Raw genomic sequence first — 13,695 nt, 5'->3', positions numbered from 1 at the left:
GTCGATGTACGTGCCCCCCGCCCGGATCCCCATCGCCTCGAGGGTCTCCCGCAGCAGGACGGGCACGTGCATGCCGCCTCCGCCTACAGGCCGTCGGACCGGCGCGACCCGATCCGCTCCGAGGAGAGCCAGGCCCGCCGGTCGTCGGCGGCCACGGCCACGTTCCGCATCAACTGGAACGGCACCGCCTTCTTCCGCGCGGGCAGCGCGAGCCATCGACCCTCGTCGCGCCCGTCGTACACCGAACCCCCCAGCCTCAAGTATTTCGCGATGCCGAGCGGACTCATGATCTTGCCTTTCTCCGGAACGCGGCCGGTCAAAATCGTCTGACTGCTTTCCACGACCCCGATGTGCAGCGACACCGGCGCCGCCGGGGGCTCGGTCGCGGGCTCGCGCTCCACGACCGCCGTGGTCGCGGCCGGCGCTTCCCAGAACTCCGCCTGGCGTTCGCGCGACGCGGACGCCGCGCCGGTCTCGCTCCACCACGCCGGAGGACGAGCGGACTTTCCGGGGCGGGCGCCGAGGGTTTCTAGAAACCGACGTAGCGGGCGGCCTCGCGCATCCGCACCGGGTCGCTGGGTCCTGTCTTCTCTTTCCATCGTTCCGGGCTCCATAATTCGAACACGTCGAACGTGCCGGCCATCACCACCTCGTTCTCGATACCGGCAAAAGCCATCAAGTCATCCTTGATACGAATGCGTCCCTGGGAGTCCCAGGGAACCAGTTCAGCGCGAGAGGCGAGCGCCCGGGCGAATTGTCTGCCTTGTTCGTCGGCAATGGACAGATTGCGGAGTCTTTCCATGCGGCGAATCAACTCACGGGCGGGGTAAACGCACAGGCACTGGTCGTTGACACCTTGGAGAACAAACAGCCGCCTCGGTACGCCCACCAACTCGCGCCAAACTGCAGGGATGGTCAACCGCCGCTTCGAGTCAAGGTAATGGGTATAGGTATTGACGAAGACGCCTTTGCCCAGCATCTCGTCAGACCGCCCTATGTCTTCACTCTCCACAGCACTTGCCTCCAGGCACACTTTAAACCACTTTGACCCACCCTCCGTCAACACTTTTTTAACAAAACATCCCGATTCGGAACCTGTTGATTTTACGGTTGTTTCGATTCCGCGTGGGAAAGAATTAGAAAGTTATTGTACTATGTCCCCACTAAGGCTACCCATGAACCGCATTTTCAAGAAAAGGAGCCCACCCGTGACAAAGGATATCCGCGTCGCCCACCTCGCCCGAATCCTCGTCCGCTACAGCGTAAATGCCCGCCCCCGCGAGCTGATTACGCTCGATGCCACCCCCGAGGCCGCGCCCCTCGTGCTGGCCGTGTACGAGGAACTCCTGCGCGCCGGCGCCTATCCGTTCGCGCGCATGAACCCGGCCGAGACCACCGAAATTTTCTACCGCCATGGGAAAGCCCACCACTTCGACACACCCCACCCCCTCCAGAGGGCCGTGGTCCGCCACCTCGACGGATCCATCCGCATCGAATCGGACCCCAACACGCGCGCGCTCTCCGGCGTCGATCCCCGGAAACAGGCCCGCGTCTCCCGCGCCACGGGGCCGCTGCGCGAACTCATGATGAAGAAGAAATGGTGCCTCACCCTCTTCCCCACCCAGGCCTACGCACAGGACGCGGACATGAGCCTCTCCGACTTCGAGGACTTCGTGTACGCCGCCACGTTCGCGGATCGGCGCGATCCCATCGGCGCGTGGCGCGCGCTCTCGCGCCGCCAGGAATCCCTCGTACGCCAACTGCGCGGAGCGCGCACGGTGCGCATCGTCGGACCGGATACCGACCTGACACTCTCCGTGGCGGGCCGTGTGTTCATCAACTCCGACGGCCACCACAACATGCCGTCGGGCGAGGTCTTCACCGGGCCGGGCGAAGATTCCGCCGAGGGCCACATCCGCTTCGACTATCCCATCTGCCACGCGGGCCGCGAGGTGGACGGCGTTCGCCTCGTCTTCCGCAAGGGGCTCGTCGTCGAGGCCTCGGCGACGAAGAACGAGAAGTTCCTGCACGCGATGCTGGACATGGACCCCGGCGCGCGCCGGCTCGGCGAACTCGGCATCGGCACCAACTACGGGATCGACCGCTTCATCAAGAACATCCTCTTCGACGAGAAGATCGGCGGCACGATCCACCTTGCCCTCGGCCGCTCGTACAAGGAGACCGGCGGCCGCAACCGCTCGGCCCTGCACTGGGATATGATCAAGGACCTGCGCCGCGGCGGCGCGCTCCACGTGGACGGAAAGGTCTTCCAGAAGGACGGGAAGTTCAAATAGACGCCGCGGGGGCTCGGCGCCTCCAGCCTACTTCACCACGGCGCCGCTGGCCTGGTCGCCGTCCACGGTGACGAGGCGCATCCGCTCGCCCCTGGTCGCGGCGAGCAGCATGCCCTGCGACTCGATGCCGCGGATGACGGCGGGCTTCAGGTTGGCCACCATGACGATGGTCTTGCCGATCAGCTTCTCCGGATCGTAGTGCAGCGCGATGCCGGCGACGATCTGCCGCCGCTCCTCGCCCATCAGCACCTCGAGCCGCAGCAGCTTCGTCGCGCCCTGGATCTTGAAGGCCTGGAGAATCTTCGCCGTGCGGAGCTGGATCTTCGCGAAGTCCTCGTACTCGATCAGCCCCTCGACCGCCGACGGCTTCTCCGCGGCGGACGGCGGCGCGGCGACTTTCGGCGCCTCGGGCGCCGCCGGCGCGGCGGGAATCAGTTCGATCTGCTGCTCCGCGACCTTCTCTTTTTCATCGACCAGACGCGGGAACAGCGCTCCCGGCGCGCGCACGGGCACGCCCGGTTTCAAAACGCCCCACGTCCCGAAACGGCGGATGTCCGGCTTGGGGCGAGCCATGCCCAGGGCTTTCCTCAACTCGGCCATTTTCCCGGGCATGACGGGATAGAGCAGCCCGCCGAGCACCCGCAGGGCCTCGGACGCGGTATACAGGCAGTTCCGCAGCGGCACCGGATCCTCCGCCTTGGCCAGCGTCCAAGGCTGGCGCAGCTCGAGGTAGCGGTTGACTTCGCGCACGGCGGCGATCACCTGGCCGACGCCCTCGTTGAGCTTCATCTGCTCGAGCGCGGCCTCCATGCCCTTCACGGAGGCCTGCACCTTCTCCCAGAGCGCCTTGGCATCGGGCTCCTCCAGCGCCGCCGCGGACGGCTCGGGCATTTTGCCCTCGCAATACTTGCCGATCATCGCGAGCACGCGGTTCAGGAGATTGCCGAGGTCGTTCGCGAGATCGGCGTTGTACCGGCGCGTGAACGAGTCCTCCGTGAACGACGCGTCCTGCCCGAGCACCATCTCCGCGATCAAGAAATAGCGGAACGCGTCCACGCCCACCCGCTCGATCATGTCCATCGGCTTGACGACATTGCCCAGCGACTTGCTCATCTTGTCCTCGCCGGAGAGCCACCAGCCGTGCGCGAACACGGTCTCGGGCATCGGCAGGTCCATGGCCTTGAGCATTGTCGGCCAGTACACGGTGTGCGTCGTGAGGATGTCCTTGCCGACCAGGTGGTAGCTCGCGGGCCACCACTTCCGGAAGGCCTCGTCGTCCGCCCGGTAGCCCACGGCGCTGATGTAGTTGACCAGCGCGTCGAACCAGACGTAGGTCACGTACTCGGAATCGAACGGCAGGTCGATGCCCCACCCCATCCGGCTCTTCGGCCGGGAGATGCACAGGTCGTTGAGCGGCTTGCGCAGAAACCCGAGCGTCTCGTTGCGCCGGGAGTCCGGCTGGATGAACTTCGGGTTCTCCTCGATGTAGCGGACGAGCCATTCCTGGTACTTGCCCATACGGAAGAAATAGTTCGCCTCGGTGAGTTTCTCGACCGGCCTGCCGCATTCGGGGCACTTGCCGTCCGCCAGGTCCTTCTCGGTGAAGAACCGCTCGCAGGGCACGCAGTACCAGCCGTCGTACTCGGCGCGGTAGATCTCGCCGCGGTCGTAGAGGTTCTGCAGGATCTGCTGCACGACTTTCTTGTGGCGCTCCTCCGTGGTGCGGATGAAGTCGTCGTTCGTGATATGGAGCTTCTTCCACAGGAGCTGGAAGCGGACCACGGTCCGGTCGGCCTGCTCCTGCGGTGTGATGCCGGCGGCCTGCGCGGCCTTCTGGACCTTCTGGCCGTGCTCGTCCGAGCCGGTCAGGAAATGCGTCGGCACCTTGAGCAGCCGGTGGTACTGCGCGAGCACATCGGCCAGGATCGTGGTGTACGCGTGGCCGATGTGCGGCTCGTCGTTGACGTAATAAATCGGCGTCGTGACGTAAAATTTCGTTCTGTTCATATCGGGCCTTTCGGGTCCCCGTCCCCGCGCCGCCCCGGCGCCGGGCCTGGAAAAACGCGGGCATTATAGTCTTCGCGGCCCGATGTTCAAATGCAGAACGCGGACCGCTTTTAACCCCTTGCGCCCCGGACATAAATAGAATTGAATGGGCCGAGAAGGCGCGCATGAAAATCCTGCTGCTGGTGGACCTCGAAGCCGTCCGGCCCGACGACCCGCAGTTCGAGGGGCGGACGGAGGCGGCGCGCGGCGAGATGGAATGCCACGTCGCCGCGGCCGTGCGCGGGCTGGGGCACGAGGTCGTCGCCCTTGCCTTCGGCCCCGACGTCCTGCAGACGATGCAGGCGCTGCAGGCCGCCGGGGCGGACCTTGTCTTCAACCTCACCGAGCGCTTCGAGGGCGACCGGCGCAAGGACCTGAACGTCGCCGCCGTGCTGGAACTGCTCCACCTCCCGTACACGGGCACGGGCCCCGCGGGACTATGGCTGTGCCGGGACAAGGCCGCCGGCAAGCGGATCCTGGGCTATCACCGCATCCGCGTGCCGCGTTTCGACGAGGTGCCGGTCGGGCGGCACAAGCCGCCGAGCCGCCTCCGGTTCCCCGTCATCGTCAAGCCCATGTTCGAGGACGGCTCGGACGGCATCTCCCTGGCCTCGGTGGTGAACACGCCGGCCGAATTGCAGGAACGCGTCCGCATGATCCACGAGGGGCGGCAGCAGCCGGCGATCTGCGAGGAGTACATCGAGGGCCGGGAACTCTACGTCGGGGTGCTCGGCAACCTCAAGCGGCACGCCTTCCCCCCCTGGGAGTTGCTCTTTGGGAAGGCAAACGAAGGCGGACCGCCGATCGCCACGGCGAAGGTCAAATGGGATCCGGCCTACAGGAAAAAATGGGACATCCGCTACCAGCCGGCCGAGCTGGACGCCGCCACGATGCGGCGGATCGCCCGCTTCAGCCGGCGCGTGTTCGAGTTGCTGAAGCTGCGCGACTACGGGCGCGTCGACCTGCGGCTGACGCCGGCGGGTGAGATCGTCTTCCTCGAGGCCAACCCGAACCCGGACATCTCGCGCGACGCCGAACTGCCGATGGCGGCGGGGCAGGCCGGCATGGAATACCCGGCCCTGATCAACCACATCCTGAACCTGGCGCTGCGCCGCCGTCCCGAGGCGTCGCGGTCTTGAGGCCCTCGACCATCCGCCGCGCGAAGCGCGGCAATTCCGGGTCGCGCGCGCCCATGACGAGAATCGTGTCCCCCGGCCGCGCGGCCGCCCGGAGTTCCTGCTCGAGATCCTCGTATGAGGCCACGGCGGTGGCCGCCCGGCCGCCCTCCTGCAGGCGCCGGGCAAGATCCCCGGAGTCCGCCGCCGCGCGGGCCGTTCCGCCCGCGTAGAAAACGGGCAGGAGGAATAGGCGGTCCGCGGGGCGCATCACGCGGAGCCACGCCGCCTCCAGCTCCGGCATCATCGCCGCGAGCGGGCCGAAACCGTGCGGCCGCCACACGCCGAGGACCCGGCCGCCCCCTCCCGCCATCGTGGTCCAGGCCGCGGAAATCTTGGCCGGGTTGTGGGCGTAGTCGTCCACCACCGCGACCCCGCCCGCCTCCCCCACCCGCTCCAGTCGGCGCTCGATGCCGCGGAACGCGAGGAGAGCATCGCGCAGGGGGACGGCGTGAACGCCGAGATGCCGGGCGAGAAGCACGGCCAGCCAGGCATTCTCGATATTGTGCCGGCCGGGCAGCGGCACGCGGAAATGGACCCCCTCCCGCACGAACCCGTCCGCGGCCGGTTCGAGTTGCTCTTCGAAGAGCATCGCGGGGAACGCATCCCCGGGGCCGCGGCGCAGCCGGCCGGCGACGCCGCGGCCGCAGACGACCCCCTCCCGCGCCCGGCGCGCGAACTCGCGGAACAGGTCCTCGGTCTCCCGGAGCTCAAAATGGTCGCGCGAGATGTTGGTGACGATCGCCCACTCCGGCTCGAATTGCAGGAACGACCGGTCGCTTTCGTCCGCCTCGATCACCCAGAGGTCATCGCGCCCGTTCCGGAAATTGCCGAGGGCTCCGGGCCCCTTCCAATTCAGCACCGCGCCGCCGTTGACGACGGTCGGCCGCCGGCCGCACCAATCCAGCAGCCAGCCCAGGAGGCCGGTCACCGTGGTCTTTCCGGACGTGCCGGCCACGGCCAGCAGGCGCCGGCCGCGCACCAGGCGCGCCAGCATCTCGGCCCGGTGCAGGACCGGCCGGCCCTTCGCGCGGGCCGCCTCCAGGTCCGGGTTGTCCGGTTCGATGGCCGTGCTGACGATCACGCCGGCGGTGTCCGCGCGCACGCCCGAACCATCCTGCGGCGTCAGTTCCACGCCGGCGGCCCGCAGGACTTCCAGCGTGTCCGTCGGCCGGCCCTGGTCCAGGAACCGGTCGGAACCCGACACGCGGCATCCGCGCGCCAGCAGGGCCTGCGCCAGCGCGCTCATGCCGACGCCGGCGACGCCGACCATATGGTAATGTTCGGACATGGCGCTATCCTGACCCAACGGGAACCGGCGCGCAATCCCGCAGGGGCCCGCATGAATGCGGGATTGACCCCGGCCCCGGGCCCGTTATGGTATACCTGTTCGCTTGTCGAGAGGAGCGCATGGTGAAGAAGCATTTGATCGCGGCCGTCGGGGCCGTCCTGTTCGCCGCCGCCTGGGCTCCGGCCGCGTCGTGGCCCGACAACCTCACGCGCAACGAGCGCCGCCGCCTGCAAACGCTCATGCAGAACACCTGGGCCGGCCTGGACGAAATGTGCTCGGAGGCAAGCGGGCTGCCCTACGAATCCACGCTGTCCCGCGGCCGGACCACGTCGTCCACCATCGGCCTCTACCTGGCCGCCCTGTGCGTCGCCCAGCGGCTGGAGTACATCGGGGAAGACGAAGCCGTTCGGCGGATCGAGCGCATCCTCTCGAGCCTCGACACCCTGCCGCACTGGAACCGCATCTACCCGGACACGCTGCCCGCCGACGGCGAGGACCGCAAGCCGATCCCCGGTGACGGCGAACTGGCCTCGTATGCCAACCTGCCCGCGGGCCTGATGGTCGTGCGCGCCACCTATCCGCGGCTCGCGAGACGCTGCACGGAATTCCTGGACGCCATCCCGTGGGCCGCGTTCTACGACCGGGAAACGGGGCGCCTCTACCGCCGATTCGACATCTTCAGAAGGTCGGCGCGGGAGCCGGCGGAGCCGCGCTCGGACGACGGCCTGCGCCTGGCGCACTTCCTGATGCTCGCCTCCGGCGCGGTGCCCCCCTCGACGTGGCCGGCCCCGGGCGAGATTTCCTCCACGCCGCTCCGCCCGGTGCACGGCAGTGTCTTTCTCGATCCCCGGGGAACGTGCTTCGGCCAGTCGGACATGCTGGCCGCGTGGCGCCAGATCGAGCACGCCCTCAACATCGGCGCTCCCGCGTGGGGCTGGGATCCGGCCGCCAAGATCCCTCCCACGGAGGCCCCGACGTTCCCCGTGATCCACCCTTACGTGTCGGCGCAGGCGATGCCGTTTTTCCCGCGGGAGGTGTTCCGTAATTTCGAGGCGCTGGAACAGATGGGGGCCCTGCTGCCCCCGACGCGCGGACTGCGCAAATCCTCCGTCGGGTTCTGCGACCACATCAACTGGCGGACGGGCGAGCGGGCGCGCTACTACTCGACGGACCACCAGGCACGCCTGTTCCTGGCCATGGCCAACTCCCTGGAGCGCAGCGTATTGTGGAGGGCCTTCCAGTCCGATCCCGCGGCGCGCGCCGGGCTGCGGACGAAGTCCGAATGCCGGAGCACGGAGTACCGGCGCACGCTCCATCGCAAGGCCATTCGCTCGCTCTCGCGCAAGCTGCCGGGCACGTACTGGTGGTTCGAAACGGACTCGCTGACCCCGATGGCCGGCGACCTGCTGCAGGCGTCGCTGTGGGCGCGGTCCCTGTCGGCGGAGCCGCTGAAAGGTTTTTCCGAGCGCTGGCGCCTGTCGGACAAGGCCGGCCGGATTCTGGGCGAGGGAGAAGAGAAATTCGACCTGGCGCCGCGCGAGGCGCGCAAGCTGACCGAGATCATGATCCCCACCGCGCGCCTGCGCCCGGGCGTGATCTGGACGCTGAAGAGCCAGCTCCTGCAGGACGGCAAGGAACTGGAAACAATGGAGCGGGATATCCGCTTCCGCCGGAAGAAGGACTGACACCGAATCCGGGTGAAGGCGGGCAGATTTCGGGCTCGCAGGAGCTCGCCCCTCCATGATTCCTGCCACTGGAGGGCGGAGCTCTGCGACGCCGTTCGTATCGCCTCTCACCCGCACGTGGTATTACTTCTCGAAATACGTGTACCCGCGCAGCCCGGTCTCGTAGGCTTCCACCAACTGGCGCCGCTCCTCCACCGTGATGCGGCCGGACCGGACGGCCTGCTCGGCATTCTTCCGCACGCGGTCGAGCATCTCCTGCGGGTTGTACTCGACGTACGAGAGCACGTCGGCCACCGTGTCGCCCGCGATCTCGTGCGCGTACTCCACCGCGCCGCCGTCGCCGATGCGAAGGTTGACCACGTTCGTGTCGCCCAGCAGGTTGTGCAGGTCGCCGAGCGTCTCCTGGTACGCACCGATGAGGAAAACGCCCATGTAGTACTCGCCGGTGTCGTTGAGCTCGTGCGCCGGCAGCGTCTGGCGCACGTCATGCAGGTCGATGAACCGGTCGATCTTGCCGTCGCAGTCGCAGGTGATGTCCGAGATCGTCGCCTGCCGGGTCGGCGCCTCCTTGAGGCGGTGCACCGGCATGACGGGAAAGAGCTGGTCGATGGCCCAGACGTCGGGCAGCGACTGGAACACGCTGAAGTTCCCGTAGTACACGTCCGCGATGGCGACCTCGAGGCCGCTCAACTCGTCGGGCACGTACTTGCGGTCCCGGATCTCCGCGGCGATCCGCGTGACGATGCTCCAGAAGATGCGCTCCGCGAGCGCGCGGTAGCGGAGGGAAACCGAGCCGACCTCGTGCAGGGCGCGCGTCTCGTCCCGGTAGTACACGGCGTCGTGGTAGCATTCCTGAACGTTCTTGGACGTGAGCGAGGCGCTGACGTCCATGAGCTGGCGCAGGGGCTCGGGGGCGTCCGGCGGAAGCCCGTCGGGCAGCCCGTGGCTCTCGAACCGCGTGGCTTCCAGCACGTTGAACAGCAGGACGGAATGGTGGGCCACCGTCGCCCGGCCGGACTCGCTGACAAGCACGGGGTGCTGCACCTGCGCGGCGTCGCAGGCCTTCATGACCACCTCCACGATGTCCGCCGCGTACTCGTCCATCGCGTAGTTGCTGCTGCTCGAGAAGTTCGTGTGGGATCCGTCGTAGTCGACCGCCAGGCCGCCGCCGACGTTCAGCACGCCCATCTTCGCGCCTTCCTTCACCAGGTCCACGTAGAACCGGCAAGCCTCCGAGGCGGCCGCCCGGACGCTGCGGATGTTCGGGATCTGCGAGCCGATGTGGTAGTGCAGCATGTGCAGGCAGTCCAGCGCGTTCTCGGTCCGCAGCCGGTCCACGACGTCGATGATCTGCGAAGCGTTGAGGCCGAACATGCTCCGGTCGCCGCCGGAATCCGTCCAATGGCCGCCGCCGCGCGCCGCGAGCTTCACGCGCACGCCGAGCCGCGGCCGCACGCCGATCGCCCGCGCCCGCTCCAGGACCAGGGGCAGCTCGCTGGCCATCTCGAGGACGATCATGGTCTGGAGGCCCATCTTCAGCGCGTGCAGGGCCAGCTCGACGAACTCCTCGTCCTTGTAGCCGTTGCAGACGATGAACGCTTCGGGATCGCTCATGTAGGCCAGCGCCGCGATCAGTTCCGCCTTGCTGCCGGCCTCGAGCCCGTGGTGGAAGGGGCGGCCGAACGCGACCACGTCCTCGACCACCTGCTGCTGCTGGTTGACCTTGATCGGGTACACGCCGCGGTACCCGCCGCCGTACCCGGCATCCGCCATCGCCTTGGCGAAGCTGGCGTTGATCTGGGCGACGCGGGACGCCAGGATGTCCCCGAACCGCAGGAGCACCGGCATGCCCAGCCCGCGGGCCTTCAGGCCCGAGACGATCTCCATCAGGCTGATGCTGACCTCGCCGCCCCGGCCGCGCGGGCGCACGATCACCTCGCCGTTCTCGGCGATGTCGAAGTACCCGGCCCCCCAGTTCCGCACCCCGTACAGCTCCGCCGAATCCTCGGACGTCCAGCGCGTGAGCGCATCCGGCTTCATTCCGCATTCTCCTGTTGTCGTTCCCCGCGGGCCCAGCCCGCCCCGCGGCGAATACTAGAAGGTCCGCCGCAAAATGCAACGATGCGCAAAGGGAAGATGAGCCCCTCATCCCCGCCGGATCGCGTCCTTGTCCCGTTCGCCGCGTTCGCGGAGGCGCCGGATCTCGGCCTGCCGCTGCTCCGCCAGCTTCCGCGCCTCCTCGGGGTCCGGCCGGGCCAGGGCCTCGGCGATCTGGCCGTCCATCAGGATCTCCACCTCGGCCACCTTGGCGCGGACCTGCGCGTCGACCTCGGCCAGGGCCTTCTTCTGCTCCGGAGTGAGCGCAGACGGGGTCTCCCCCCGCCCCGCCATCCGCTCCAGGGCCAGTTCGTATGCGCTCTTGATGCCCGCCGGTTTCCTGTCCGCCATGCCCCCTCCTCCAAATGAGCTTGTATTATGGACCCGGGACGCCGCCGGAATCAACCGCGCGGTGGCCTTTTGCTTTTTCCGCCAAGTGCGGTAGGTTATGCTTCCTTTGGAGCAAGCGGAGGAACTAGCCATGATTCAACCGGGCGCCACTTACGTCGTGATGGGACTGCTGGACGCGGACTCCATTGCCTACGCCATCGGCAAGGGGATCGAACGCTGGGGCGGGAAGGTCATCTACACCGTGCAGAACGAGCGGCTGAAAAAGATCTTCCTCGACCGCAGCGACAAGCTGCCGGAAGCGGAGAAGAGCGCGCTGCGCTTCGAGTTCTGCGACGTGCTGGACGACGGCCAGGTCGCCGGGCTGTTCGAACGCACCGGGCCGATTGCCGGCGTGGTCCACTCCATCGCCTACGCCAACCCGAAGACCTGCCTCGGCGCGGACTTCCACACGGCTGCGTACGACGACCTGAAGACCGCGTTCCACATCAGCTGCGTCTCGCTCGCCACCGTGGCGCGCCACGCGCACCCGCACATGCCCGACGGCGGCTCGATCGTGGCCATGACCTTCGAGTCGCGGCTGGCCTTCCCCTATTACAACTGGATGGGCGTGAACAAGGCGGCGCTCGAGGCCGTCGTGCGCGGGCTGGCCCGCCGGCACGGGCGCGACCTGATCCGCGTCAACGCCATCTCCGCCGGCCCGCTGACCACGAAGGCGGCGAAGGCGATCCCGCACTTCGCCTACCTCGCGCGCATCTGGCGCAAGGTCAGCCCGCTGCCGTGGGACACGATCGAGGACAAGACCGAGGTCGCCCACGCGGCCCTGTTCCTGCTGGGCCCCTACGCCAGGAAGATCACGGGCCAGGTCCTCCACGTGGACGGCGGCGCGTCGAGCGTCGGCGGCGACCTGCTGGCCATGGAGCGCATGCCGGAGGAACACGCCGAGGCCGCGGTGCTGGGCGCGTCGCCGGACCTCACGAGCTGACGGGTCAGCGCGTCGGAATGTCCGTGCCGTACGGGACGATCAGGCCGTAGCGGTTGGCCAGGGCGTGGATCGCGTTCAAGGTCTCCTGGCTCGGTTCGCGGACGTGTTCGCCGATGAGGTGGTAGATCCGCTGCCAGGCCCATGTGGTGCGAAGGGACTCGTCCCCGGGCTGCACTTGGGTCCAGTCCCACTCGAAGACCAGGTCCGCCCGCTGCCCCCGGGCCTGCCCGACGATCTGGAACACCACGCGCGGGGTGCCCGCGGGGTAACGGCCGTAAATCACAAGCGGGCGGTCCAAGTACAGGTGCGTCAGGGTCCGCGGAAAGACGTCCTCCTCGGGCACGCCGGAAAACCGGTACGAGAGGTCGGTCAGCACGGGCCGGCTGACCTGGCGCGCCAGCTCCTGCACGGCGTCGGGGATGTTCCGGCTGTCCTCGACCACGAGCGAATCGCCCCGGTTCTTGTAGCCCAGCAGGTCCAGCAGGAACCGGTTCACCCGGGCGCCTCCGCCCACGCAGAACATCGACACCGAGCCCGCGCTGGCCCGCGTGAAGGCCTCGATGATGTCCGAGCTGTCCACCATGCCCATCGTCGGACGCCCGTCCGTGACGAGGACCGCGACGACGGGCCGCGCGGCGTCCTTCTCCAGCGCCAGGACTTGCTCGAGCGACGCGTACACGTCGGTCCGCCCGCGCGCCACGAGCCGCTCGATGTACCCGGCCGCGATGGACCGGTTGACCGTCGTGAGCGGCGTCCAGGTTCCGAACAGGCGCTCGGTGGTATCGCGGAAGGAGAGCAGGTCGAACCGGTCGGCCGGATCCACCTGCGCGACCCACCGCTGCAGTCCTTCCTTGCAATGGTTGAGCTTGGCCTGGGTCATGCTCTCGGAGCAGTCCTGGATCAGCAGGACGTCCTTCGGCAGCACGGGCAGCAGGGTCTCCCCCTCGCGCCGGATGCGCAGCTCGAAGAAACCGGACTCCGGCTCGTCCGGCGGCTGGAAGGTCCGGACCTCGATGGCGAGCATCCGCTCCACCGGCTTGAGCTCCGTCACCTCGGGGAGCTTCTCGTCCATCAAGGCGGACTCCTCCGTGACGGCGGCCGGGAGGCCGGGACCCGGCGGCAGATCCGCGGCCGGCGCCAGGGCCGGATCCGGGAGCTGGCGCAGCCAGTCCCCGGTCCCGCCGGATCCCGCAGCCGGCGCGGCGTCGGCGGCGGCGGAGGCCGCCCACTCCGCGGGCGCGGGTGCGACGATATCCGGCGCACGCGCGACCCGGGGCGCGGCGGGCGCATAGCGCCGCGGCAGGGCGCTGATCTCCTCGGCGTACAGCTGTTCCTCGACCTGGAGGATTTCCTGGCGGGGCTCCCAGCGTTCCCGGGCCGGGGGCGCCGCGGGTTCCGCCAGGGCGGCCGATTCGCCGGCCAGCTTGACCCCGGAGAGATCCGGCGACGGGGGCAGCGCCTCGCGGACCTGCTCGGCCCAGTCCGCGGTCTCCGCGGCCAGGTCGGCCTGTCGGCCCGGATCCTCGGGCCGGAACCGGGCGGGCCGCTGGAGCGGCTCCGTCGGCGTCGGCCGCACCTCGTTCAACCGCAGGGAGGGGAAGCGCACCTCGTCCCGCACGCGCGCCAGGGTGCCGATGGGCAACGCGGGGGCGCGCTCCCAGGCCGCCCAGTGCGCCGCCAGCGAAAGGAGCACGGCCGCCGCGGCCGCGGGCAGGTGCCGGCCCGAAGGACGGCTCCACGCACCCGGCGCGCTCTCCCCCGCGAAGCTCATCCG

At 68.4% G+C, this 13,695-nt stretch carries 11 protein-coding genes; 4 read left to right on the top strand and 7 right to left on the bottom strand.

Annotated elements, in window-relative coordinates; genetic code table 11:
- Positions 1–83 precede the first annotated feature (83 nt).
- Both KA248_07555 and KA248_07550 read right to left on the bottom strand, forming a co-directional pair.
- The gene (locus KA248_07555; GenBank protein MBP7829758.1) at positions 84–599 is read right to left on the bottom strand and encodes a hypothetical protein; all 516 of its coding nucleotides are present in this window, start codon (positions 597–599) and stop codon (positions 84–86) included.
- Positions 530–979, bottom strand: coding sequence for a division/cell wall cluster transcriptional repressor MraZ (locus tag KA248_07550; GenBank protein ID MBP7829757.1), 450 nt, complete (start codon positions 977–979; stop codon positions 530–532). The genes KA248_07555 and KA248_07550 overlap by 70 nt, the downstream gene beginning before the upstream one ends.
- A 196-nt stretch (positions 980–1,175) precedes the next feature.
- Here KA248_07550 and KA248_07545 point away from each other — a divergent pair, with 196 nt between their 5' ends.
- On the top strand, positions 1,176–2,294 hold the full coding sequence (locus KA248_07545) for an aminopeptidase (GenBank protein ID MBP7829756.1): 1,119 nt from the start codon (positions 1,176–1,178) through the stop codon (positions 2,292–2,294).
- 27 nt (positions 2,295–2,321) lie between these two features.
- On the opposite strand, the gene metG is transcribed toward KA248_07545, so the two are convergent.
- The gene (metG, locus tag KA248_07540; protein ID MBP7829755.1) at positions 2,322–4,301 is read right to left on the bottom strand and encodes a methionine--tRNA ligase; all 1,980 of its coding nucleotides are present in this window, start codon (positions 4,299–4,301) and stop codon (positions 2,322–2,324) included.
- Between the two features lie 164 nt (positions 4,302–4,465).
- Between metG and KA248_07535 the strand changes: the two genes are divergently transcribed.
- Complete coding sequence (locus KA248_07535) at positions 4,466–5,479, top strand: hypothetical protein (protein MBP7829754.1); 1,014 nt, start codon at positions 4,466–4,468, stop codon at positions 5,477–5,479.
- Here the strand turns inward: KA248_07535 and KA248_07530 are convergent.
- Complete coding sequence (locus KA248_07530) at positions 5,424–6,806, bottom strand: UDP-N-acetylmuramate--alanine ligase (protein MBP7829753.1); 1,383 nt, start codon at positions 6,804–6,806, stop codon at positions 5,424–5,426. The two genes, KA248_07535 and KA248_07530, sit on opposite strands and share 56 nt — an antisense overlap.
- Before the next feature lie 122 nt (positions 6,807–6,928).
- On the opposite strand from KA248_07530, the gene KA248_07525 reads away from it, so the two are divergent.
- The gene (locus KA248_07525; GenBank protein MBP7829752.1) at positions 6,929–8,491 is read left to right on the top strand and encodes a DUF3131 domain-containing protein; all 1,563 of its coding nucleotides are present in this window, start codon (positions 6,929–6,931) and stop codon (positions 8,489–8,491) included.
- Between the two features lie 123 nt (positions 8,492–8,614).
- Here KA248_07525 and speA read toward each other — a convergent pair whose 3' ends face one another.
- Together speA and KA248_07515 are read right to left on the bottom strand one after the other, a co-directional pair.
- Entirely contained in the window at positions 8,615–10,531 is a 1,917-nt protein-coding gene (speA, locus tag KA248_07520; GenBank protein MBP7829751.1) for a biosynthetic arginine decarboxylase, read from the bottom strand.
- A gap of 105 nt (positions 10,532–10,636) precedes the next feature.
- The gene (locus KA248_07515; protein ID MBP7829750.1) at positions 10,637–10,939 is read right to left on the bottom strand and encodes a hypothetical protein; all 303 of its coding nucleotides are present in this window, start codon (positions 10,937–10,939) and stop codon (positions 10,637–10,639) included.
- A 130-nt stretch (positions 10,940–11,069) separates the two neighbouring features.
- Between KA248_07515 and KA248_07510 the strand changes: the two genes are divergently transcribed.
- Positions 11,070–11,921 carry an SDR family oxidoreductase gene (locus tag KA248_07510; GenBank protein MBP7829749.1) on the top strand — a complete coding sequence of 284 codons (852 nt, stop codon included), beginning with the start codon at positions 11,070–11,072 and terminating at the stop codon, positions 11,919–11,921.
- A gap of 4 nt (positions 11,922–11,925) precedes the next feature.
- On the opposite strand, the gene KA248_07505 is transcribed toward KA248_07510, so the two are convergent.
- On the bottom strand, positions 11,926–13,692 hold the full coding sequence (locus tag KA248_07505; GenBank protein ID MBP7829748.1) for a VWA domain-containing protein: 1,767 nt from the start codon (positions 13,690–13,692) through the stop codon (positions 11,926–11,928).
- Positions 13,693–13,695 lie beyond the last annotated feature (3 nt).

The sequence above is a fragment of the Kiritimatiellia bacterium genome, from assembly GCA_018001225.1.
Classification (GTDB): Bacteria; Verrucomicrobiota; Kiritimatiellia; order CAIQIC01; family JAGNIJ01; genus JAGNIJ01.
Note: the sequence above shows the minus strand (reverse complement) of the source record. Positions and strands in the feature narration are given on the sequence as shown.